This window comes from Roseomonas sp. WA12 (assembly GCF_054165765.1).
Map to the genome: position 1 here is coordinate 1,485,584 of NZ_CM135108.1, position 21,306 is coordinate 1,506,889.

22 protein-coding genes and 2 tRNA genes are annotated in these 21,306 nt (G+C 69.2%); 20 read left to right on the top strand and 4 right to left on the bottom strand.

The annotated features are described in order from the left end of the window. From ACVBD7_RS07065 to ACVBD7_RS07095, 7 genes are all read left to right on the top strand, one after another. Positions 1-186 (top strand): hypothetical protein, encoded by a 186-nt coding sequence (locus ACVBD7_RS07065; protein WP_458096786.1) that lies wholly within the window; start codon positions 1-3, stop codon positions 184-186. Positions 187-311: 125 nt separating this feature from the next. Continuing rightward, positions 312-1,637 (top strand): MFS family transporter, encoded by a 1,326-nt coding sequence (locus ACVBD7_RS07070; protein ID WP_458096787.1) that lies wholly within the window; start codon positions 312-314, stop codon positions 1,635-1,637. Next, positions 1,634-2,188, top strand: a complete 555-nt coding sequence (locus tag ACVBD7_RS07075; protein ID WP_458096788.1) for a 3'-5' exonuclease — start codon at positions 1,634-1,636, stop codon at positions 2,186-2,188. The genes ACVBD7_RS07070 and ACVBD7_RS07075 overlap by 4 nt, the downstream gene beginning before the upstream one ends. Before the next feature lie 347 nt (positions 2,189-2,535). Continuing rightward, positions 2,536-4,260, top strand: a complete 1,725-nt coding sequence (gene ilvD / locus ACVBD7_RS07080; RefSeq protein ID WP_458096789.1) for a dihydroxy-acid dehydratase — start codon at positions 2,536-2,538, stop codon at positions 4,258-4,260. A gap of 69 nt (positions 4,261-4,329) precedes the next feature. Further along, positions 4,330-5,343 (top strand): 4-hydroxythreonine-4-phosphate dehydrogenase PdxA, encoded by a 1,014-nt coding sequence (gene pdxA / locus ACVBD7_RS07085; protein WP_458096790.1) that lies wholly within the window; start codon positions 4,330-4,332, stop codon positions 5,341-5,343. Next, a complete protein-coding gene (locus ACVBD7_RS07090; protein ID WP_458096791.1) occupies positions 5,340-6,074 on the top strand; it encodes a pyridoxine 5'-phosphate synthase in 735 nt (244 codons plus the stop codon). Before pdxA ends, ACVBD7_RS07090 begins: the two co-directional genes overlap by 4 nt. Further along, positions 6,071-6,781 carry a 2OG-Fe dioxygenase family protein gene (locus ACVBD7_RS07095; protein ID WP_458096792.1) on the top strand — a complete coding sequence of 237 codons (711 nt, stop codon included), beginning with the start codon at positions 6,071-6,073 and terminating at the stop codon, positions 6,779-6,781. Before ACVBD7_RS07090 ends, ACVBD7_RS07095 begins: the two co-directional genes overlap by 4 nt. 13 nt (positions 6,782-6,794) lie before the next feature. On the opposite strand, the gene ACVBD7_RS07100 is transcribed toward ACVBD7_RS07095, so the two are convergent. Together ACVBD7_RS07100 and ACVBD7_RS07105 are read right to left on the bottom strand one after the other, a co-directional pair. Next, complete coding sequence (locus tag ACVBD7_RS07100) at positions 6,795-7,565, bottom strand: exodeoxyribonuclease III (RefSeq protein WP_458096793.1); 771 nt, start codon at positions 7,563-7,565, stop codon at positions 6,795-6,797. A gap of 9 nt (positions 7,566-7,574) precedes the next feature. Further along, the gene (locus ACVBD7_RS07105) at positions 7,575-7,919 is read right to left on the bottom strand and encodes a HesB/IscA family protein (protein ID WP_458096794.1); all 345 of its coding nucleotides are present in this window, start codon (positions 7,917-7,919) and stop codon (positions 7,575-7,577) included. A gap of 163 nt (positions 7,920-8,082) precedes the next feature. Here ACVBD7_RS07105 and ACVBD7_RS07110 point away from each other — a divergent pair, with 163 nt between their 5' ends. From ACVBD7_RS07110 to ACVBD7_RS07170, 13 genes are all read left to right on the top strand, one after another. After that, positions 8,083-9,294, top strand: coding sequence for a deoxyguanosinetriphosphate triphosphohydrolase (locus ACVBD7_RS07110; RefSeq protein WP_458096795.1), 1,212 nt, complete (start codon positions 8,083-8,085; stop codon positions 9,292-9,294). A 7-nt stretch (positions 9,295-9,301) separates the two neighbouring features. Next, complete coding sequence (argS, locus tag ACVBD7_RS07115) at positions 9,302-11,071, top strand: arginine--tRNA ligase (protein WP_458096796.1); 1,770 nt, start codon at positions 9,302-9,304, stop codon at positions 11,069-11,071. After that, positions 11,068-11,997 (top strand): SPOR domain-containing protein, encoded by a 930-nt coding sequence (locus ACVBD7_RS07120; protein WP_458096797.1) that lies wholly within the window; start codon positions 11,068-11,070, stop codon positions 11,995-11,997. The genes argS and ACVBD7_RS07120 overlap by 4 nt, the downstream gene beginning before the upstream one ends. Next, positions 11,994-13,007 (top strand): beta-N-acetylhexosaminidase, encoded by a 1,014-nt coding sequence (gene nagZ, locus ACVBD7_RS07125; RefSeq protein WP_458096798.1) that lies wholly within the window; start codon positions 11,994-11,996, stop codon positions 13,005-13,007. The genes ACVBD7_RS07120 and nagZ overlap by 4 nt, the downstream gene beginning before the upstream one ends. A gap of 7 nt (positions 13,008-13,014) precedes the next feature. Next, positions 13,015-13,704: a site-2 protease family protein gene (locus ACVBD7_RS07130; protein ID WP_458096799.1), complete on the top strand. Its 690-nt coding sequence runs from the start codon at positions 13,015-13,017 to the stop codon at positions 13,702-13,704. Further along, positions 13,701-14,480, top strand: coding sequence for a segregation and condensation protein A (locus ACVBD7_RS07135; protein ID WP_458096800.1), 780 nt, complete (start codon positions 13,701-13,703; stop codon positions 14,478-14,480). Before ACVBD7_RS07130 ends, ACVBD7_RS07135 begins: the two co-directional genes overlap by 4 nt. After that, positions 14,464-15,366, top strand: coding sequence for an SMC-Scp complex subunit ScpB (gene scpB, locus ACVBD7_RS07140; RefSeq protein WP_458096801.1), 903 nt, complete (start codon positions 14,464-14,466; stop codon positions 15,364-15,366). The genes ACVBD7_RS07135 and scpB overlap by 17 nt, the downstream gene beginning before the upstream one ends. Before the next feature lie 192 nt (positions 15,367-15,558). After that, on the top strand, positions 15,559-16,167 hold the full coding sequence (gene tatB / locus ACVBD7_RS07145) for a Sec-independent protein translocase protein TatB (protein ID WP_458096802.1): 609 nt from the start codon (positions 15,559-15,561) through the stop codon (positions 16,165-16,167). Positions 16,168-16,224: 57 nt separating this feature from the next. Beyond that, positions 16,225-16,974 (top strand): twin-arginine translocase subunit TatC, encoded by a 750-nt coding sequence (gene tatC, locus ACVBD7_RS07150; RefSeq protein WP_458097654.1) that lies wholly within the window; start codon positions 16,225-16,227, stop codon positions 16,972-16,974. A gap of 10 nt (positions 16,975-16,984) precedes the next feature. Further along, positions 16,985-18,259 (top strand): serine--tRNA ligase, encoded by a 1,275-nt coding sequence (gene serS, locus ACVBD7_RS07155; RefSeq protein ID WP_458096803.1) that lies wholly within the window; start codon positions 16,985-16,987, stop codon positions 18,257-18,259. Positions 18,260-18,328: 69 nt separating this feature from the next. After that, positions 18,329-18,402: transfer RNA gene (locus ACVBD7_RS07160), tRNA-Pro, on the top strand. Positions 18,403-18,460: 58 nt separating this feature from the next. Beyond that, complete coding sequence (locus tag ACVBD7_RS07165) at positions 18,461-18,772, top strand: ETC complex I subunit (RefSeq protein ID WP_458096804.1); 312 nt, start codon at positions 18,461-18,463, stop codon at positions 18,770-18,772. A 38-nt stretch (positions 18,773-18,810) separates the two neighbouring features. Next, positions 18,811-18,887 (top strand) — tRNA-Arg (locus tag ACVBD7_RS07170). 15 nt (positions 18,888-18,902) lie between these two features. On the opposite strand, the gene recQ is transcribed toward ACVBD7_RS07170, so the two are convergent. Both recQ and ACVBD7_RS07180 read right to left on the bottom strand, forming a co-directional pair. Next, a complete protein-coding gene (gene recQ / locus ACVBD7_RS07175; RefSeq protein WP_458096805.1) occupies positions 18,903-20,735 on the bottom strand; it encodes a DNA helicase RecQ in 1,833 nt (610 codons plus the stop codon). A gap of 31 nt (positions 20,736-20,766) precedes the next feature. After that, complete coding sequence (locus ACVBD7_RS07180; protein ID WP_458096806.1) at positions 20,767-21,153, bottom strand: OmpA family protein; 387 nt, start codon at positions 21,151-21,153, stop codon at positions 20,767-20,769. Positions 21,154-21,306 lie beyond the last annotated feature (153 nt).

Consider the following 21,306-nt stretch of genomic DNA (forward strand, 5'->3'; position numbering starts at 1 on the left):
ATGAGGTTCTTCGACTTCTTCGCGCTGGCTGTGCTCGCGACCGTGCCCATCCTGTGGTGCCGGTCGCGGCTGCCGCTGATGAACCGGGAGCCGGCGCTCACCGATGCGCAGGCGGTGCGGATCGGCGCGCTGATCAGCGCCATCCTCTGCGCGATCTACATCTTCCGTTACGTCGTCTACCGCTGAACCGCACCGGTCCGGCAGCTGCACGGATCGGTCCGGAGGACACGCAACCCGGGGCCGATCCGGGGCATTCCCTTCCAATAGGCCGGGGGCCGGGGCCCGCCGGCACCCGGAATGCGCGAGGTCCCATGTCCGACCAGGTTCTCCCCACCCCTGAGGCCGAGCGGGCGGACACAAAGCGCCGCGTCTGGGCCATCGTCGGCGGCTCCTCCGGCAATCTCGTCGAGTGGTACGACTTCTACGTGTATGCTGCGACGGCGCTGTATTTCGCGCCTAACTTCTTCCCCTCCGGCGATCGCACGACGCAGTTGCTGAACGCGGCGGCCGTCTTCGCCGTCGGCTTCCTGATGCGGCCGATCGGCGGCTGGCTCTTCGGCATGATCGGGGACCGCTACGGGCGCCGGACCTCGATGATGATTTCCGTGCTGATGATGTGCTTCGGCTCGCTGATGATTGCGGTGCTGCCGACCTACGCCACCATCGGCGTTGCAGCGCCCGTGCTGCTGGTGGTCGCGCGGTTGATTCAGGGGCTTTCCGTCGGCGGCGAGTACGGGACCAGCGCCACCTATATGAGCGAGGTGGCGACGCAGAGGCATCGCGGCTTCTTCGCTTCCTTTCAGTACGTCACGCTGATCGGCGGACAGTTGCTGGCGCTTCTGGTTCTGGTCGTACTGCAGGGAATCTACCCGGCCGAAGAGATCCGTGCCTGGGCCTGGCGCGTCCCCTTCTTCATCGGTGCGGCCGCGGCGATCGTCGCGCTGTTCCTGCGCCGGGCGCTGCACGAGACGACAACGGCCGCCAGCCGCTCGAAGGAGGGCGCGGGCACGATCGGGCTGCTGCTGCGCCACCCCAAACCGCTGCTGCAGGTGATCCTGCTCACCTCAGGCGGCAGCCTCGCCTTCTATACCTACACGACCTACATGCAGAAATTCCTCGTCAACACCGCCGGCTTCAGCGCTGAGCGGGCGAGCGTGACGATGACCGTCGTGCTGTTCTGCTACATGCTGCTGCAGCCACTGATCGGCGCCCTGTCGGACCGCATCGGGCGGCGCGCCTGCCTGATCGTTTTCGGGCTGGGCGGCGCGATTATGACGGTGCCGCTGCTCACCCTTCTCGCCGGTGTCACCAGTTCAGCAGGGGCCTTCGCCATCATCTTCGGCGCGCTCGCAGTGGTAAGTTTCTACACCTCCATCTCCGGCGTGGTGAAGGCGGAGCTGTTCCCGGTGGAGATCCGCGCGCTCGGCGTCGGGCTTGGCTATGCGATCGCCAACTCCCTCTTTGGCGGCACGGCGGAGTACGTGGCGCTGTGGTTTAAGTCCCAGGGCATGGAGAGCACCTTCTTCTGGTACGTCTCCGGTTTCTGCATCCTCTCCCTCCTCGCGGCTCTCTCGATGCGCGACACGCGCGTGCACGGCCACTTGGCGCGGGAGGAGGCGACCGGCGCCGTCCGTTGATCGTTTTCCTGGACTTCGAGGCGAGCGGGCTGGGCAAGCGCAGCTTTCCCATCGAAGTGGGCTGGGTGTTCGAGGACGGGCGGACGGAGGAGCACCTGATCCGCCCGGCCGCGGAATGGGAGGAGTGGGACCCGGACGCCGAGCGCATCCACGGCCTCACGCGCGAGAGGCTGGCCAAGGAGGGCGAACCGCACGGGCAGGTCGCTCGGCGCATGGTGGAGGTGCTGTCCGGACACGTGCTCTACGCCTCGGCGCCCTCCTGGGATGGACAATGGCTCAGTCGGCTGCTGCGGGCCGCGGGGCTGCCCCGCCACGCCCTGCGTCTGCGCGATACGGAGGAGGCCCGGCGCGACGCAGCCCTTGCCGCCCTTGAGGCAGCCGGCACTGATCCCACGGAGCGAGACAGCCTTCTTCGGGCCGTGCTGGAAGCGCTGGAGCAGGAGGCGCGGGCGGCCACGCCGGCGCACCGGGCCGTGGCGGATGCGGAGCGTGAGATGGCTCTCTGGCGAGGCGTCAGAGAGCGGGTGCGGAATGTGACTGGGCGGGACTGAGCGCCCGGCGCTACGCAGACCCGCGTCGGCCAGGCCCATGCCAAGCCGATCCACCGACGGAGGCTTGGCGCGGGCAGGAACGACTGCCGGAAGAGGTTTTCGCCTTATCAAGATCGGCGAAGGTCCTGGCCTAGGTTGTCGGGCTGAGTTACGGCTTTCCCGGCCTGTACAGTGCTCCCCGCCGGGACGACCTGAGCGTCCGTGTGATGCACGGTCGGCTCCTGCGCAGGGTGCGTCCTGTGCGAGCCGGACAAACCCCCCGCCGGGCAGGGCTGAATTGCGCGGTAGTCGGTTGCGACCGCCATAATGTTGCGGGATATAGCCCGCCCGGAACAAGGAAACGCCGAATGGCCGATCAGACCTGGGACAAGTCCCGCCTTCCCAGCCGCCATGTGACGGTCGGACCCGAGCGCGCGCCGCACCGCAGCTACTATTACGCGATGGGCATGACGGAGGAGGAGATCGACCAGCCGCTGGTCGGGGTGGCGACCTGCTGGAACGAGGCGGCGCCCTGCAACATCGCCCTCAGCCGTCAGGCGCAGAGCGTAAAGACCGGGGTGAAGCACGCCCATGGCACGCCGCGCGAGTTCACGACCATCACGGTCACGGATGGCATCGCCATGGGCCATCAGGGCATGAAGTCCTCGCTGGCCAGCCGCGACGCCATCGCGGACACGGTGGAGCTGACCATGCGCGGCCATTGCTACGACGCGCTGGTTGGGCTGGCCGGCTGCGACAAGTCGCTGCCGGGCATGATGATGGCCATGCTGCGGCTGAACGTGCCGAGCGTGTTCATGTATGGCGGCTCAATCCTGCCCGGCACCTACAAGGGCAAGGATGTCACCGTCGTTGACGTGTTCGAGGCGGTGGGCATGCACGCCGCCGGCCGCATGTCCGACGAGGATCTGCACGAACTGGAATGCGTGGCCTGCCCGAGCGCCGGCGCCTGCGGCGGCCAGTTCACGGCGAACACCATGGCGACCGTGAGCGAGGCGATTGGCCTCGCGCTGCCCGGTTCGGCCGGCGCCCCGGCGCCCTATGAGGACCGCGACAAGTGGGCGGTGGAATCCGGCCGTGCGGTCATGGAGCTGCTGCGCAAGAAGATCCGCCCGCGTGACATCGTCACGCGCGAGAGCCTGTACAACGCGGCCCTGATCGTCGGCGCCACGGGGGGCTCCACCAATGCCGCGCTGCACCTGCCGGCCATGGCGCATGAGGCCGGCATCCCTTTCACGCTGCACGACGTTGCCGAGATCATGCGCAAGGCGCCCTATATCGGCGACCTGAAGCCGGGTGGCCGCTACGTCGCGTTCGACGTGTACAAGATTGGCGGTATCCCCGTGATCGTGAAGGCGCTGCTCGATGCCGGGCTGCTGCATGGCGACTGCCTGACCGTCACCGGCAAGTCGCTCGCCGAGAACCACCGCGAGGTGATCTTCCCGAAGGACCAGGACGTGATCCGCCCGGTCTCCGACCCGATCAGCCAGACCGGCGGCGTGGTCGGTCTGAAGGGCAATCTCGCCCCGGACGGTGCCATCGTGAAGATCGCCGGCATGAAGGAGCTGCGCTTTGAGGGCACGGCGCTGTGCTTCGACTGCGAGGAGGACGCCTTCGCCGCCGTGGACCAGCGCGCCTACAAGAAGGGTGATGTGATCATCATCCGCTACGAAGGGCCCAAGGGCGGCCCGGGCATGCGGGAGATGCTCTCGACCACCGCTGCCCTGTATGGACAAGGTGCCGGCAGCGACGTGGCGCTGATCACCGATGGCCGCTTCTCCGGCGCGACCCGCGGCTTCTGCATCGGCCATGTCGGGCCGGAGGCGGCCGTCGGCGGCCCGATCGCGCTGCTCAAGGATGGTGACCGCATCGTCATCGATGCCGAGAAGGGCACGATTGACGTGGATCTCCCGGAGGAGGAGCTGGCACGGCGCCGGGCGGAGTGGAAGCCGCGCGGCACCGACTACAACGCCGGTGCTCTGTGGAAATATGCCCAGCTGGTCGGCCCGGCCCATCTCGGTGCCGTCACCCATCCCGGCGGAGCGGCGGAAACCCACGTCTACGCCGATATCTGACCGGAACGGGCCAGCCATGATCCGCGCGAGGGATGCCGCGCGGATCGGCGCCGTGCCAGTCTGCCCGGCATGAACGTCGCACCGCCCCTCGCTCTCACCATGGGAGATCCTGCCGGGATCGGCGGGGAACTCACCCTGGCCGCATGGGCGCGGTTGCGGGGGGAGGGACCTGCTTTCGTCGCGCTGGACGACCCGTCCCGGCTTGCCGGCATTGCCGCTACGCTGGGTTGGGACGTGCCGATCGCCCAGGTCTCGGGGCCAGAAGAGGCTGCGGCCATCTTTGCGGATCGCCTGCCGGTCATGACGATCCGCTGCCCGGCGCCACCGGTTGCAGGGCGGCCCGACCCGGCCAATGCGCCGGCCGTGCTCGGCTCCATCGAGCGCGCTGTTGCCCTGGCACAGGCCGGGCAGGTGGGCGGGGTTGTGACCAACCCGATCAGCAAGGCAACCCTCTACCGCACCGGCTTTGCCTTTCCCGGTCATACCGAGTTCCTGGGCGCGCTGACTGGCACGGCGGCAGCGCCGGTCATGCTGCTGGCCTCGCCCATGCTGCGGGTCGTCCCGGTGACCATTCATGTCTCGCTTCGGCAGGCGCTGGACATGCTGACGACCGATGAAATCATCCGCACAGGCCTGGCATTGGCGGATGGGCTGCGGCAGGGCTTCGGCATCGCCAGCCCCCGCATAGCGGTGGCCGGGCTAAATCCCCATGCGGGGGAGGAGGGTGCGATGGGCGATGAGGAGCCGCGCCTTGTCGTGCCGGCTATCGCCGCTCTGCGTGCCGCCGGGGTGGATGCCTTCGGCCCGCTGCCGCCCGACACCATGTTCACCGCCCGCGCCCGTCCGACTTACGATGCGGCGCTCTGCTTATATCATGACCAGGCGCTGATCCCGATCAAAACCCTGGACATGGATGGCGGGGTGAATGTCACGCTTGGCCTGCCGATCGTCCGCACCTCACCCGACCATGGCACCGCCTTCGGCATCGCCGGCCAGGGCATTGCCGATCCGGGCAGCCTCATCGCCGCTCTGCGCCTCGCGGCCGAGATGGCCGCCCGCCGCCTCCAGGAAGCCGCCGCATGACCCCCATCCGCCTCGGCGTGAATGTCGACCACATTGCCACCCTGCGGAATGCTCGCGGCGGGGCGCATCCCGATCCGCTGGCGGCAGCCCAGCTCGCCCTCGCGAGCGGCGCGGACAGCATAACCATCCATCTGCGCGAGGATCGCCGCCACATCCGCGATGCCGATTGCCGGACCATGCGGGCGACGCTCACCGCCCCGATCAATTTGGAGATGGCCGCCACCGCGGAGATGCAGGCCATTGCCCTGGAACTTCGCCCCCATGCCTGCTGCCTCGTCCCCGAGCGACGCGCGGAACTGACCACTGAGGGCGGGCTGGACGCGGCGGGGCAAGAGGCGGCGCTGGCACCCGTCGTTCGCGCGCTGGTGGAGGCCGGCATCCGCGTCTCGCTCTTTCTCGACCCGGACCAGCAACAGGTCGAGGCCGCTGCCCGCCTCGGCGCACGCGCGGTGGAACTGCACACCGGCACCTTTTGCGAGGCTGCGCCGGGCCGGATGCAGGACCGCGAGCTGTCGCGCCTCACCCAAGCCGCGCGGCTTGTGTCCTCGTTGAGCATGGAATGCCATGCTGGCCACGGGCTGGATTACGAGACCGCCCCGCTCCTCGCCGCGATCCCAGAGGTGGTGGAGCTGAATATCGGCCATTTCCTTATGGGTCAGGCACTGTTCGACGGGCTGCCCGCCGCCGTCGCCCGCATGCGGCAGGTCATGGAGGCCGCGCGGGAGCCATGACCGATCTCGCAGCCACCATTGCCGAGCCGGGCTACGTCGCGCTGACGGGCGAGGAGGCCCGCACCCGCTTCGACGCGTCCGGTGCCGCGCTCTCCGGCCCCGAATGGGCCCGGTTCGCCGCCAGTTGGGACGACCTGCGCCCGGATGGTTTCATGGCCGATGGCGGCCGATACCGCTTGCGCCGGCACGCCATCTTCACCGCCCCGTCAGGCAAGCCGATTGCCCGTGCGCCTGACGGCCCGCATTACCAGGCGACCCGCTTCAACGCGCTGAATGGCGGCATCGATCGCTGGTTCGAGCCGGTTGTCCCGGCGGTGGGGGACGGCCCCGCCTTGGCCGCCTTGATCGCCGGCGCTCGGGCCGTCTTCGACAGCTTGGCCCCCGGTGCCAGCTGGAACATCGAGGTCCACCAGTTCCGCATCGAGGCCCGTCCGGACGAGGCCGGGAAGCCGACGCCCGAAGGGATGCATTCCGACGGGGTCGACTATGTCATGGTCATGATGATCGGCCGCGAGAACGTGGATGGTGGGGTGACCGGCATCCAGATCGATGGGCGAGAGGCGGCAAGCTTTACGCTATCCCACCCCTGTGACGCCGTGCTGCTGGATGACCGGCGGGTAATGCACGGCGTGACCCCCATCCGCCCGATCGACACGGCGAAGCCAGGGCATCGGGACGTGCTGGTGCTGACCTTTCGGAAAGTCTAGCGGGCAGGGACGCCTAGTCCGCCAGGTCGAACAGCACCGGGGCGTGGTCGGAAGGGCTCTCTTCCGACCGCGCCGCCAGATCCACCGTCGCCCCGGTCAGTCGTTCCGCCAGTTCAGCGCTGAGAAGGGCGTGGTCGATCCGAAGGCCGCGATTGGCCTCGAACGCCGGGCCGTAATCCCAGTAGGTCCAGGGCGCATCCTGCGGGTGCAGGGCCCGCAACGCGTCGGTCATGCCGAGATGGGCGATCGCGCGATAGGCGGCGCGGGTCTCCGGCCGTACCAGCGCATCGGTCGGCGGCAGAGCGCCGGGGGACATGTCCTCGTCGGTCGGGCAAACATTGAAGTCGCCCAGCACGGCATAGGGGGTGAAGCTGTCCAGCCGCTCGGCCACGCGGCGCCGCAGTCGCTCCATCCAGGAGAGCTTGTAGGCATAACCCTCGGCACCGCCGGAATTACCGTTGGGCAGGTAGATGCCCGCGATGTTCATCCCGGCCGCGCGCACCTCGATGAAGCGGGCATGGGTGTCATCCGCGCCATCGGGCAGTGCCTCGTCCACCACCTCGAAGGGGATCCGCCCGACGACGGCCACGCCGTTCCGCCCGCCATGCTGGCCAACCGCGTGGTAGCGGTAGCCCATCCCCGAGAGCTCCAGCCCCGGGAACTCCTCCGTCTTGCACTTCAATTCCTGCAGGAACACGAGATCGGGGGCGTGCCGTTCAAGTAGTCGGCGGAGATGCGGCTCGCGCTTGCGAACCGAATTCACGTTGAAGGTGCAGAGGCGCAAGGGAAGGGGTCAGCCGACCGAGAAGGAGACGCCACAGCCGCAGCCGGAGACGGCGACCGGGTTGGTGACCTTGAAATGCGCGCCGATCAGCTCGTCCGCCCAATCCAGCTGTGCGCCGCGCAGCAGATCGAGCGAGACGGGATCGATAAAGACCCGGTTCTCGATGACCAGGTCCTCCTGCTCCGGCGCATCGGCCAGGTCGAACTTGTATTGAAAGCCGGAGCAGCCTCCGGCCTCGACTGCCAGGCGCAACCCAGCCTCGGGCTTCCCCTGGGCGGCCGCGATCTCGGCCACCTGGGCTAGCGCGGCCGGGGTCACGGAGAAGGGGGTAGAGGCGATGCTGCCATCCGGCATGGGAGAGAACCTCGGGCTGTCAGGCGAATCTTGATTGTAAGATAGGCGCTCCGCCCGGCGTCTCCAACCGGCAAGGGGCCGGCGGGCCGTCGCACCAGTCCTCCGCCAGCAGAGCCTAGCCTTGCCGCCCGCGCGGGCCGGGTGCTACGGCCCCGCCCGAACCATGGATGCCCCCGAACCCCATGCCGCGCCCGAGGCCGGCCGCAGCCCGCACGGCCCCGCCCACGGAATTGCTCCCTGGGCGGTGCAGCCGGGGGAGTCGCGCGGCCGCCTCTTCCCTGAGGATTCCGGCGGCGGACGCTCCCCCTACCAGCGGGACCGGGACCGTATCATCCATTCCACGGCCTTCCGGCGGCTGCAGTACAAGACGCAGGTCTTCGTCTTTCACGAGGGCGACGCGTTCCGAACCCGGCTGACTCATTCCATCGAAGTGGCGCAAATCGCCCGCTCGCTGGCGCGCCAGCTTCACCTGGACGAGGATTTGGCCGAGGCCTTGGCCCTTGCCCATGACCTCGGCCATCCCCCTTTCGGCCATGCCGGGGAGGAGGCGCTGAACGGCGTGATGCGGGCCTGGGGCGGGTACGACCACAATGCCCAGTCGCTGAAGGCCGTCACGCTGCTGGAGCAGCGCTATGCAGGCTATGACGGGCTGAACCTGACCTGGGAGACGCTGGAGGGGCTGGCAAAGCACAACGGCCCGCTGCGCCGCCCGCCACCCTATATCGCCGAATACTCCGCCCGCCATGATCTGGAGCTGCACCTCCATGCCAGCGCCGAGGCGCAGGCGGCGGCGATTGCAGACGACATTGCCTATAACAACCACGATCTGGACGATGGCCTGCGCGCCGGGCTTTTCACGCTGGAGGAGGCGTGCCGGCTGCCACTGGTTGCCATGGCGCGTGACCAGGCGATGGATGCCATCCCGGCCGGAGCCCCACCCGATCGCGTGGCCGCCGAGATTATCCGCCGCGTCATCAACCTGATGATCAACGATGTGATCGAGGAGACGCGCCGGCGTATCGAGACGCTGCGACCGAAGAGCGCCTCCGACATCCGCGCCGCCTCGCAGCCCGTTGTCGTCTTCTCGGACCGCATGCGCGCGCTGAACCAGGAGACGCGTGAGTTTCTGTTCGGGCGGATGTACCGCCACTGGCGGGTCAACCGCACCGCGCTGAAGTCCAAGCGCGTGTTGCAGGTGATGTTCTCGCTGCTGCATGGCCAGCCCGACATGCTTCCCCCCGTCTGGTCACAGCGCGCGGGGGAGCCTGGTTCCGCCACCGCCGCCCGCGCAGTCTGCGACTGGCTGGCGGGCATGACCGACAAGTTCGCGCTCGAAGAGCACCGTCGCCTGACGGACCCCAACATTCCCGGCTGATCCTGACATGAACCACGACATCTTCCGCACGGTCCGCGAGGCGGTGCTGGCCGAGCTCCGTGCGCTCCTCCCCGACTTGCCCGAGGAGCTGCTGACGCGCGTGCTGGTGGAGCCGCCCCGCGACGCCAGCCACGGCGACATGGCCACCAATGCCGCGCTGGTGGTGGCCAAGCCTGCGCGGATGCCACCACAAAAGGTAGCTCAGGATCTCTCCGCGCGCCTCGCCGCGCGCGAGGGGATCGTGAGCGCCGCCCCGGCCGGCCCGGGCTTCGTGAACCTGAGGCTCGAGGAGGCGCTCCTGCGGGGGCAACTTCCCATCATGCTGCAGGCCGCAGAGGCTTACGGCGACGGCACCACCGGGGGCGCGCGTAAGGTCGACATCGAGTACGTCTCTGCCAATCCGACGGGTCCGATGCATGTCGGCCATTGCCGCGGCGCTGTGGTGGGCGACGCGCTGGCTAACCTGCTGACGAAGGCGGGTTGGGCGGTTACGAAGGAATACTACATCAACGATGCCGGCGCGCAGGTGCAGGCGCTCGCCTGGGCGGCGTACTGGCGATACCTGCAGGCAATCGGCACGGCACTGACCGAGGAGGAGTTCTCGGCCGAGATCCCGGGTGGGCTGCAGTACCGGGGCGAGTACCTTGTGCCCGTCGGAGAGGCGCTGAAGGAGAGGTTCGGCGACACTCTCGCGCCCGGCGCCAGGCCGGCGGACGTGCCGCTCTGGCTCGACACCGTGCGTGAGTTCACCGTGGAGGCGATGATGGCCGAAATCCGCGAGGATCTCGCGGGGCTCGGCGTGCGGCACGACGTGTTCATCAGCGAAGCGTCGCTCGTGAAGAGCGGCGCCGCCGATCGAGCCATCGCCGATCTCTCGGGGCGCGGGCTGGTCTATGAGGGCGTGCTCGAGCCACCCAAGGGCAAGCTGCCGGACGATTGGGAGCCGCGCGAGCAGACCCTGTTCCGCTCAACCGAGTTCGGCGACGACGTGGACCGTCCTTTACGCAAGAGCGACGGCACCAACACCTATTTCGCGAACGACATCGGCAACCACGCCGATAAGATCGCGCGCGGCTTCGACGAGCTGGTGCATGTCTGGGGCGCCGACCATGGTGGCTATGTGCCGCGCATGAAGGCCGCCGTCGCTGCGCTCTCGGCCGAGAAGCCCGTGCTGTTCGACGTGGTGCTGGCGCAGATCGTGAAAGTGGTGAAGGGCGGCCAGCCCGTCCGCATGTCCAAGCGCGCCGGTACTTATGTCACGCTGCGCGACCTGATCGACGAGGTCGGGCGCGACGCGGTCCGCTTCACCATGCTGACTCGCAAGGCTGATGCGCAGATGGAGTTCGACCTGGACGCCGTCGTCCAGCAGTCCCGCGACAACCCGGTCTTCTACGTCCAGTACGCCCATGCCCGCTGCCGCAGCGTACTGCGGCAGGCGGGTGATCCGGCACTGGCCGATCTGGCGGCGGCTCCGCTCGACGCATTGACCGATCCTGGCGAGATGACGCTGATCCGCCGCCTTACCGCTTGGCCGCGCACGGTGGAAGGCGCCGCCCTGGCGCGGGAGCCGCACCGGATCGCGTTCTTTCTCCATGACTTGGCCGCCGACTTTCATCTACTGTGGAACAAGGGACGCGAGGACGCGACCCTGCGTTTCATCCGGGACGGGGAACCGGAGGCCACGCGCGCGAGGCTTGCCCTTGTCGCGGCAACGGCTGCCGTCATCCGCTCGGGACTCGCGGTCATGGGGGTGACGCCGGTCGAGGAGATGCGGTGAGCGATTTTACGGTTCCGAGCTATCGGGTCCGCCCGCAGCGGGCGGGCTTTCAGGTGCCCTGGCGCATGGTTGCGGTGTCGGGGGCGGTGCTGGCGGCGGCGGCGGTCGGGGGCGGCGTGGTCTGGGGCGTTTCGCGCGCAGTGAACCGCGGCGTGCCGACGATCGAGGCCGACACCCGCCCGGTCCGCATCAAGCCGGATGATCCCGGCGGGCTGCGCGTCGCCAATCAGGACGAACGCATCTTTGAGAGCCAGCGCCGCGGCACTGGCGCGTCCACCGCCGCCCAGCCCCGGCTTACGCCCGAGCCGGAGCGGCCGGATGTGGCTGCTCTGCGCCAGGCCGCCACCCGGGCTCAGCAGCTCGCTGCCCAGCAGGCCGCTCAGCAGGCCGCGCAGCAGCAGGCGGCCCAGCTCGCCGCGCAGCAGGCGGCCAGCCAGGCGGCGCCTGCCGTCGCCAGCCTGCCGGCAGTGCAGCCCGACGCGGTGCCGTCCAGGCCCCCGCTTCCGAACCCAAGCCTGGGCGCGGGCAACCCTGCGGGAGTGCCGGCGCGTCCGGCGGCACCGCCCGCCGCCACCCCGGTGCAGCAGGCCGCTACCCCGCCCCAGCCGGCTGCGGCACCCGTCCAGCAGGTGCCGGCGATCACCCCACCGGCCCTGCCGTCCAACGCGCCCGTCCGCGGTGGCCGCTTCGTCGTGCAGCTCGGGGCCGTTACAACGGAGGAGGCGGCTCAGGGCGAGTGGGCACGGCTGCAGAGCCGCATCCCCGAGCTGGCGGGTCGCCAGCCCCAGATCAGCCGTGTCGATCGCGGCGACCTGCCGCCGATGTGGCGCATCCGCACCAGCGGCCTGCCCGACGCCAAATCGGCTGAGGCCCTCTGCGTCTCGGCCAAGGCCAAGGGTGCGCCCTGCGCCGTGATCGGCGGATGAGGGCGCGCGCGGCCGTCACGGGCCTGTCGGGCCTGTCATTGACAGTGGAGGAGGCGGCGCTGCTGCGCGCCACCCCGCCCGTCGGCGTGATCCTGTTCCGCCGCAATGTCGACAACCCGATGCAGCTCTCGGGGCTGACCATGGCCATCCGGGAGATCCTGGGGGAGAGGGCGCCCATCCTGGTGGACCAGGAGGGCGGCCGTGTTGCTCGCCTGCGCCCGCCCTACTGGCCCGCCTTCCCACCGCCCGCGCTATTCGAGGGCGAGCCTGAGGCTCGCGCCGGCGCCAGCGCCGCGTTGCTCGGGGCTCATTGCGCCGCCATGGGGTTGGACGTGGTCTGCGCCCCTTGCCTCGATCTTCGGGTGCCCGGCGCGCACGATGTCATCGGCGATCGCGCTTTTTCAGCCGACGCTGCCGAGGTATCAAGGCTGGGCGAAGCCTGGATCGAGGGGCTGATGGCCGCCGGCTGCACCCCCGTGATCAAGCACATCCCCGGCCATGGCCGCGCCGATTCGGACAGCCACTTCGCTTTGCCGCGAGTCGAGGCTGACGCCGCGACGCTGTCCGCGGACATCGCGCCTTTCCGCACGGTCTGCGCACGTAATGCCGGCCGGCACCTTTGGGCGATGACGGCCCATGTCACATACACCGCCATCGACCCGGACCTGCCCGCCACCCTGTCCCGGCGTCTCATCAAGGGCACCATCCGGGGCGAGGTCGGCTTCGATGGCGTGCTGGTCTCCGACGACCTTGTCATGGGCGCGCTGGGCGGCTTCGCGGGCAACCTGGCCGAAGCTTCGCTGACGGCGGGCTGCGACCTGGTCCTTCACTGCAACGGCGTGCTGGCCGACACGGCGGCTCTCCTGCGCGATTGCCCAGCCCTGACTGAACGCACCGAGGAACGGATGCAGGCGGCGCGGACAGCTGCCCTCGCTGCCCGTCCGCCAGCCCGCGCCGCCGCGGCCGCAAGGCCCGCCTCCGCAGCGCCGCACACCCTGACGGACGCCTGACGGGCGCATGGACTGGCTCCCGGACTTCGCGGCCGCGGCCCTGGCCGCGATCTTCGCCATCACCCTGCATGAGGCCGCGCACGGCTATGCCGCGCGGTCGCTGGGGGACGACACCGCAGCCCGGATGGGTCGCCTCTCGTTGAACCCGCTGCGACATGTGGACCCGATCGGCACTCTGCTGGTGCCGGCGATCCTCCTCATCTCCCAGCTCACGCTGACCGGCCGGGTGGACGTGATGTTCGGCTGGGCCAAGCCGGTGCCGGTGGACATCCGGCAGCTGCGCAACCCGCGCTTCGGCATGGTGCTGGTGGCCGCCGCGGGACCGGCGATGAACATCGTCCTTGCCTTCGCCGCAGCCCTGCTGTTGCACCCGTTGCAGGGGTTGGGCGGCGACAACTTGCTGGACTGGCTGGAAAGCTTCCTCATCCTGTCCCTCATCGGCAATCTTGTGCTGGCTGCCTTCAATCTCCTGCCAGTACCGCCGCTCGACGGCGGGCGGATCGTTGGCGGGCTACTACCGCCCGCAGTCGGCATCCCTTACCTGCGGCTTGAGCGCTTCGGACTGTTCATCGTGCTGGGGCTGATCTTCGTGCTGCCCATGGCCGTGCCGGGCTTCGACCCGCTGCGCTCGCTTGTCAGCAGCGTCGCCCTTCCAGCCGCTCGCCTGATTCTCAGCCTCACCGGGCATGGCGGATGAGCGGGGAGGGGCCTGCACTCGTCGTCACGCTGGAGGGTTTCGAGGGGCCGCTCGACCTGCTGCTGGACCTCGCCCGCTCGCAGAAGGTGGACATCGCCAAGATCTCCATCCTTTCCCTCGTGGATCAGTACCTGGCCGTGATCGAGGGTGCGCGGCGCGTGCGGCTGGAGTTGGCGGCGGACTGGCTGGTCATGGCCGCGTGGCTCGCCTGGCTGAAGTCTCGCCTGCTGCTGCCGGACGACCCGGAGGCGGAGGAGGACGCGGAGTCGCTCGCCGAGGCGCTGGCCGAACGGCTGCGTGAGCTGGAACGGATGCGCGAGGCCGCTGCGTGGCTCGCCGGGCGCCCCTTTCTCGGCCGCGACGTCATGGCGCGCGGCGCGCCCGAGAGCCTGGTGCTGGAGGACCGCTCAGCCCTGGCCGCGGATCTGCCGGGCTTGCTGCGTGCCTATTCCGACGTGCTGCGCCGCGCCGCTGCCCGTCGCCCGTACCGCCCCCGACCACGCCGGCTCTGGACCGTTCAGGACGCCCTCTCTCGCCTGCGTGGGCTGGTCGGCCGGATCCCGGAATGGGCCGAGCTCTCCGGCTTCCTGCCCGAGGCCGAGATGGATCCGGTGGAGCGCCGGGCCGCCCTGGCCAGCACGCTGATCGCAGGGCTCGAGATGGCGAAGACGGGGTTGGCCGAGCTGCGCCAGGACGCCCCGTTCTCACCGATCATGCTGCGCCCGCCGAGCGGCGCCCCCAGCCCCCCGGAGAGCCGCGATGCCGACGCCGCCTGATCCCGAGGAACCCGTAACGGCTGAAGCCGAGACGGTGCCGCTGCATGGGGAGGCAGTGATGGCCGAAGCGGCGGAGCCGCCGAACGAGATCGACTCTGCGTCGGGGACGCCTATGGGCGCAGCCGAGGCTGACGAACCTGCCTTGAGGGCGGCAGAGGAGTCGGACGAGGTTTCGGCCGGAGACGAGGGTGTCGCGGAAGATCTGGGCGGCACCGCCGAGAACGACGCCTTGGAAGGAAGTTTCGGTGATTTAGGCACCGCCAATGAGGACGCCTCGGGAGGCGATCTTGCAGCGATGCCCAGACCTGGTGAGAGCGAGGACACCCTCCCGGGCGCGCCCCCCTCGCCTGAGGCGCTTCGCATCGCCGAGGCGCTGGTCTTCGCTTCGGCAACTCCCGTCACCGCCGCACGTCTCGCGCCGCTCCTGCCGCCCGGGGTGGAGGCCGCAGCAACGCTGGCAGCTCTCGCCCAGACCTATGAGGGCCGGGGGGTGCAACTTGTGAACGTGGCCGGCGGCTACGCTTTCCGCACCGCCGAGGACCTTGCCCCCGCCCTGACCCGCGTGGTGGAGGTGCCCCGCCGGCTGCCCCGCGTGGCCATGGAGGCGCTGGCCATCATCGCCTGGCACCAGCCGGTGACCCGCGCCGAAATCGAGGAGATTCGCGGCACCGCCCTCTCGCAGACCACCCTAGAGACACTTCTTGAGAATGGGCTGGTCGCGCCCCGCGGGAAAAAGGAGGCTCCGGGCCGGCCGACTCTCTGGGCCACCACCCCTCGCTTTCTGGAGCAGTTCGGCCTGGCCTCTCTGCGGGATCTCCCGCGCCGAGAGGAGCTGATGCCCGAGCCGGGGCTGCCCTTGCCGGAACCCGCCCCAGTCGCCCGCTGAGTCGTCCCGTCCGGTCGCCGGCCCGTGCGACGGACGGTTACTCCGCTTCCATACCGCCCCTTGCGGCCCCATCTTGCGGTTCCGCCCCATTTGTCGTGCGGGCGAGTTCTGCTAACGGAGACGGCCCCGCGCGGGACCGGCCGATGCCCATCCCAGGGCGCCGGCCTCCCCGGCCCGGGTGATCGGAGAGACATGTTCGACCTCGCCTGGTCCGAGATCGCGCTGATCGCCGTCGTGGCGGTGGTGGTGATCGGTCCGAAGGACCTTCCGGACGCCGTCCGCGGCGTCGCCCGTGGTATCCAGAAGCTGCGCCGCATGGCCGGCGAGTTCCAGGGGCACCTGGATGAGGTGGTGCGCGAGGCGAAGCTGGAGGATGTACGCGACCAGATCCGCGACATCCGGAACTTCGACCTGAAGTCCACGATTGAGAAGCACGTGGATGCGGATGGCGAGATCACCCGCACCTTCCGTGACGATCCGTTCCGCGCTCCGCCACCGCCTACCTCGGATGCTGCGCCAGCTGCGGGCACCGAGTCGTCTTTCCCTGATGGCGCGCCGCCGGTGGACGCCACCACCCCCGCGCCTGAAGTGACGGCGGTGAGCGCCGCGGCAGACACGCCCGACGCGACCCCGCCAGGGCCGCAGCCGGCGGAGGCAGACTCTGTGTCCGCCACAACGGCCGAGACCGACATGCCGGCCGCTATTCCCGCAGAGCCGGCTGTCGTCACCGAGCCGGTCCTGCCGCCCGCGGGGCCTGTCGCCGCCGCAGCACCCACGCGTTCCGCCAACCACACCGCCTGATAAAGAGCCGCATCCCCAGTGCCCCGCGAAGCTGACGACACGATCGACGACAAGCCCATGCCGTTGATCGACCACCTGCTTGAGCTGCGCACGCGGCTTCTGTGGTCGATCGCCGCCTTCGGGATCGCCTTCGCGGTCTGCTACTACTTCTCCACGGCGATCTACGGCTTCCTGGCACGCCCCTTGGCCGAGATCCTGATGCAGCAGGGCGGCGGCGAGCGGCGGATGATCTTCACCGCGCTCTACGAGGCCTTCTTCACCTACCTGAAGGTGGCGTTCTTCGGCGCAGTGTTCTTCAGCTTTCCGGTGTGGGCGACGCAGCTATGGCTGTTCATCGCGCCCGGCCTCTACAAGTCCGAGAAGAAGGTCATCACGCCCTTCCTCATCGCCTCGCCGGTGCTGTTCGTGATGGGCGCGGCGCTGGCCTACTACTTCATCTTCCCGCTGGCCTGGAAGTTCTTCATCTCCTTCGAGACACCCACTGGCGGCGGCGGCCTGCCCGTGCAGCTCGAGGCGAAGGTCTCAGAATACCTTTCGCTCGTCATGCACATGATCCTGGCCTTCGGCGTCGCCTTCCAGCTGCCGGTGGGGCTGACGCTGATGGCCCGCGTCGGTATCGTCAGCGTGGACCAGCTCCGGCGCGGCCGGCGCTACGCCATCGTGGGGATGTTCGTGGCGGCGGCCGTGCTGACGCCGCCCGACATCATTAGCCAGGTCGGCCTCGCCGTGCCTCTGATCATCCTCTACGAGCTGTCGATCCTGGCGGCCGTGTGGATGAACCCAAAGCCCAAGCCGCCCGTCACCTGAGGCTTCTCTCATGCATGATATCCGCGCCGTCCGCGCCGATCCGGCGGCGTTTGACGCCGCGCTCGCACGCCGCGGCCTCGCGCCCGTCTCCGCGGAGCTGCTGAGCCTCGATACCGCGCGCCGCGCGGCTCAGACCACGGCACAGGAGGCCCAGGCCCGCCGGAACGCGCTGGCCAAGGAAATCGGGCAGGGCAAGCGGGCCGGCGGCGACACGACCGACCTTGAGGCCGAGGCGACAGAGCTGCGCACCCGCATGGAAGGTCTGGACTCGGAGGCGAAGGCCGCCGAGGAAGCACAGACCCGCATCCTGGAAGCCCTTCCCAACCTGCTGGACGCCGATGTGCCGGAAGGCGCTGACGAGAGCGCCAATGTCGTGCTCCACCAGCACGGCCAAGTGCCGGACTTACCTTTCACGCCCAAGCAGCATTTCGAACTGGGCGAGGCGCTGAGGGGAATGGACTTCGCCACGGCCGTGAAGCTGGCCGGCAGTCGATTTACCGTCCTGCGTGGCCATCTCGCCCGGCTTGAGCGCGCCATCGGCCAGTACATGCTCAATCTGCATGTGGAAGAGCACGGTTACACCGAGACGGTGGTGCCGCTTCTGGTGAACGATGCCAGCATGTACGGCACGGGCCAGCTGCCGAAATTCGCCGATGACCTGTTCCGCACGACCGATGACCGCTGGCTGATCCCGACGGCCGAGGTGCCACTGACCAACACCGTGCGGGACGAAATCCTGCCCGAGGCCGCGCTGCCTCTTCGACTCGCCGCCCTTTCGCCCTGCTTCCGTTCCGAGGCGGGCTCGGCCGGCCGCGACACGCGTGGAATGATCCGCCAGCACCAGTTCGCCAAAGTGGAGATGGTGGCCATCACCGCCCCGGACGCCTCATCCGAAGAGCACGAGCGGATGACCCGCTGCGCCGAGCGGGTGCTGACGGAGCTGGGGCTGATCTGGCGCCGGATTGTGCTCTGCGCCGGCGACACCGGCTTCGGCGCGGCAAAGACCTATGACCTGGAGGTTTGGCTGCCGGGGCAGGGAGCTTGGCGGGAAATTTCCTCCTGCTCCAACTGCCGGGACTTCCAGGCACGCCGGATGAACGCCCGCTATAAGCCGCGGGAGGGGAAGGGTAACCAGTTCCTGCACACGCTGAATGGCTCGGGCGTCGCGGTTGGTCGCGCGCTGATCGCTGTGATGGAGACGCACCAGCAGGCGGATGGATCGATTGTGGTCCCTCCGGTGCTGCGGCCCTTCATGGGCGGGCTGGAGGCGATCCCGGCCGCGTGAGCTGTGCCGCGGCCGGCTTCCCGGGCATTGCGCCCGGGCCGCCGCCCCAATAGGTTGCGCCGGGTCTCACGGGGTGTGGCGCAGCCTGGTAGCGCGCCTGTTTTGGGTACAGGAGGCCGTGGGTTCGAATCCCGCCGCCCCGAATTGACAAGACGTCCCCCGGCCCCATGGCCGGCGGAAAGGCTGACTGGAGTGCCGAGCATGGGCATCGCCCGCATCTATTCGCCGCCAAAGAGCGCCATGTCCTCCGGCCAGGCCCGCACGGACGAGTGGGTGCTGCAATTCGCCCCTGGCGAGCCCAATCGGATCGACCCGCTGACGGGGTGGTGGGGTTCGGGCGACACGCAGCGTCAGGTGAGCCTTCGCTTCGACACGCTGGACGATGCCATTGCCTATGCGAAGGGCCAGGGCATTCCCTATGAGGTGGAAGCTCGCCGCCAGCGTCCGGCGCTGCGCCCGAAGTCATACGCGGACAACTTTCGCACGGACCGTCCCGAGAACTGGACACATTGAACCGCCATACGCGTTGAGCTGGCCCCTGGGCCGGCCAGGCACCCTTAGCTCAACTGGATAGAGCAACCGGCTTCTACCCGGTTGGTTGGGGGTTCAAGTCCCTCAGGGTGCGCCACCTTCGCCGGGTTCGTCAGGCGTCCCGCAATACCCGCAGAACATCCAGCCCGTAGCGGTCGAGCTTCGACGCGCCGACGCCGTGGACATCGGCCAGGTCGTCCAGCGAGCGCGGGCGCTGTGCCGCAATGTCGGCAAGGGTCCGGTCGGGGAAGATGACATAGGCCGGAACGGACTGCCGCGTCGCCTCCTCCTTTCGCCAATTCCGCAGGGCCTCGAACACCCCAGCCTCTGCAGAACTGCCCGTGAAGCCCGCGGCGGCGACCGAAGCGGCGCGGCCCTGGCGCGGGCGGCGGGAGGCCCGGGCGGCTTCGCGCAGGGCCGATTCTTGCAGCATCACCGGCACCTCCCCGCGCAGGATGGGGCGTGCGGCCTCGGTAGCCTGATAGATTGGCAGGTTGGTGTCGCTCGCCATCTCCAGCGCGCCGCGGGCTAGCAGGTGGCGCGCGATGTTGCGCCACGCGCCCTCTGCCACGTCGCGCCCAATGCCAAAGACGGTCAGCTTGTCATGTCCGAAGGAACCGACCTTCTCGGTCTCCTTCCCGCGAAGCACATCCACCACATGGCCCAGGCCAAAGCGCCCTCCGGTCCGGTGCACGGCAGAGAGCAGTTTCCGGGCGGCCTCGGTGGCGTCCACCAGCCGTGGAGGGTTGAGGCAGGCGTCGCAGTTCCCGCAGTCCTGGGGCAGGTCGTCGCCGAAACAGCGCAGCAGCAGGCGGCGGCGGCAGGTGGCGCTCTCGACGATGGCGACAAGGCGATCGAGCCGCTCATGGTCCAGCCGCTTCTGCGTGTCGGCGGCAGGGCTTTCAGCAATACGGCGGCGGGCCACCGCAATGTCCTCGGCGCCGTAGAGCAGCATGGCGCGGGCCGGGGCTCCGTCGCGGCCGGCGCGGCCGATCTCCTGGTACCAGCTCTCCGGCCCGCCCGGCAGCGCGAGATGGGCCACCCAGCGAACATCGGGGCGGTCGATGCCCATGCCGAAGGCGATAGTGGCTGCCATCACCACGGGATCGCCCGAGGAGAAGCGGCGCTCAGCCGCGCGGCGATCCGACGCCTCCATGCCGGCGTGGTAGTGGAGCGCGTCGAAGCCCTCCTTCTTCAGGCGTGCGGCGGTGCGCTCGGTCTCGGCCCGACTGGGGCAGTAGATGATGCCCGCACCGCGCCCGTCATCAGCCTCATCCATGAAGCCGGAGATCTGGGCGATCGCGTTGTCGCGCGGGGCAACCTCAATGCGGATGTTCGGGCGGTCGAAGCTGCCGCGGAAGACCGGCGCGTGGGTGAGGGAAAGGCGCTCCCGGATGTCGTCCACGGTCCGGGCGTCCGCGGTCGCGGTCAGGGCTACGCGCGGCACCTCGGGGAAGCGCTCGGCCAGCATGCTGAGCATCCGGTATTCCGGCCGGAAGTTATGGCCCCAGGCGGAGATGCAATGCGCCTCGTCCACCGCGAACAGCGCGAGGTCGCGCCGCGCCAGCCGCTCCGCCGTGCCTTCCACCGCAAGCCGCTCGGGCGAGACGTAGAGAAGCTTCAGGCGTCCATTAGCGAGGTCGAGCGAGACCTGACGCCGCTCCTCCTCGTCCAGACCCGAGTGCAGGGCGGCGGCGGCCACGCCCTGCTGACGCAGCGCAGCGACCTGATCCTCCATCAACGCGATCAGGGGCGAGATGACAACGCCGAGCCCTGGGCGACACAGCGCCGGCACCTGGTAGCAGAGCGACTTGCCGCCACCGGTCGGCATCAGCACGAGGCCGGAGCCGCCGGAGGTGACGTGCTCCACGATCTCCGCCTGGCGACCGCGGAAGTCGCTGAACCCGAAGACATCGTGCAGGACGGCGCGGGGATCGGCGCTCATGGCCGACCCGCCGCGCATCCCGAGGAAGGGCTTACGGCCCGACTTGGATCTCGACCCGGCGGCTGCCGGTCGGCCCACCTGGGATTGCCACCTCGCCAAGCCCGGCGACCGCAATGCGGGCCGGCGCCACCCCGTTCGCGCGCAGGGCCGACGCGACGTTCTGCGCGCGGGCCTGAGAAAGCGCCTCGTTCCGCACTCGGTTTCCGTCCGGATCGGCGAAACCTGTCACCCGCACGGGAACCATGGGATTGCGGTTCGCCAGCGCCGCTGCATCCGCCACAACCGCCTGCGCCGCCCCGTCCAGCTGCGTGCTCGTATCCGTGAAGAAGACCACGCGCCGGGGCTGTTCCGGCAGGTTGTCCCCCATGCAGGCGGACAGCAGAGGCAGCGCAAAGAGCGCGAGGAACGAGCGACGCATCGGGAGAGGCCTCATGGCGGTGACGGGCCACGAATGCGGAGCGCGCGAAGATTCGGTCAATCCGTTCCGGAAGGGACACGGCATTGTGGTTGGGGCGGTGCATGGTGTTGCGATCAGATGGGGCAGCGAGGGGCGCCGCGACAGGGCACGCCC

What these genes read in the sequence shown, in the direction of transcription:
- ACVBD7_RS07065 (WP_458096786.1), top strand. Translation starts at nt 1, where the DNA reads ATGAGGTTCTTCGACTTCTTCGCGCTGGCTGTGCTCGCGACCGTGCCC.
- ACVBD7_RS07070 (WP_458096787.1), top strand. Translation starts at nt 312, where the DNA reads ATGTCCGACCAGGTTCTCCCCACCCCTGAGGCCGAGCGGGCGGACACA.
- ilvD (WP_458096789.1), top strand. Translation starts at nt 2,536, where the DNA reads ATGGCCGATCAGACCTGGGACAAGTCCCGCCTTCCCAGCCGCCATGTG.
- pdxA (WP_458096790.1), top strand. Translation starts at nt 4,330, where the DNA reads ATGAACGTCGCACCGCCCCTCGCTCTCACCATGGGAGATCCTGCCGGG.
- ACVBD7_RS07090 (WP_458096791.1), top strand. Translation starts at nt 5,340, where the DNA reads ATGACCCCCATCCGCCTCGGCGTGAATGTCGACCACATTGCCACCCTG.
- ACVBD7_RS07095 (WP_458096792.1), top strand. Translation starts at nt 6,071, where the DNA reads ATGACCGATCTCGCAGCCACCATTGCCGAGCCGGGCTACGTCGCGCTG.
- ACVBD7_RS07105 (WP_458096794.1), bottom strand. Translation starts at nt 7,919, where the DNA reads ATGCCGGATGGCAGCATCGCCTCTACCCCCTTCTCCGTGACCCCGGCC.
- ACVBD7_RS07110 (WP_458096795.1), top strand. Translation starts at nt 8,083, where the DNA reads ATGGATGCCCCCGAACCCCATGCCGCGCCCGAGGCCGGCCGCAGCCCG.
- argS (WP_458096796.1), top strand. Translation starts at nt 9,302, where the DNA reads ATGAACCACGACATCTTCCGCACGGTCCGCGAGGCGGTGCTGGCCGAG.
- nagZ (WP_458096798.1), top strand. Translation starts at nt 11,994, where the DNA reads ATGAGGGCGCGCGCGGCCGTCACGGGCCTGTCGGGCCTGTCATTGACA.
- ACVBD7_RS07130 (WP_458096799.1), top strand. Translation starts at nt 13,015, where the DNA reads ATGGACTGGCTCCCGGACTTCGCGGCCGCGGCCCTGGCCGCGATCTTC.
- ACVBD7_RS07135 (WP_458096800.1), top strand. Translation starts at nt 13,701, where the DNA reads ATGAGCGGGGAGGGGCCTGCACTCGTCGTCACGCTGGAGGGTTTCGAG.
- scpB (WP_458096801.1), top strand. Translation starts at nt 14,464, where the DNA reads ATGCCGACGCCGCCTGATCCCGAGGAACCCGTAACGGCTGAAGCCGAG.
- tatB (WP_458096802.1), top strand. Translation starts at nt 15,559, where the DNA reads ATGTTCGACCTCGCCTGGTCCGAGATCGCGCTGATCGCCGTCGTGGCG.
- tatC (WP_458097654.1), top strand. Translation starts at nt 16,225, where the DNA reads ATGCCGTTGATCGACCACCTGCTTGAGCTGCGCACGCGGCTTCTGTGG.
- serS (WP_458096803.1), top strand. Translation starts at nt 16,985, where the DNA reads ATGCATGATATCCGCGCCGTCCGCGCCGATCCGGCGGCGTTTGACGCC.
- ACVBD7_RS07165 (WP_458096804.1), top strand. Translation starts at nt 18,461, where the DNA reads ATGGGCATCGCCCGCATCTATTCGCCGCCAAAGAGCGCCATGTCCTCC.
- recQ (WP_458096805.1), bottom strand. Translation starts at nt 20,735, where the DNA reads ATGAGCGCCGATCCCCGCGCCGTCCTGCACGATGTCTTCGGGTTCAGC.
- ACVBD7_RS07180 (WP_458096806.1), bottom strand. Translation starts at nt 21,153, where the DNA reads ATGCGTCGCTCGTTCCTCGCGCTCTTTGCGCTGCCTCTGCTGTCCGCC.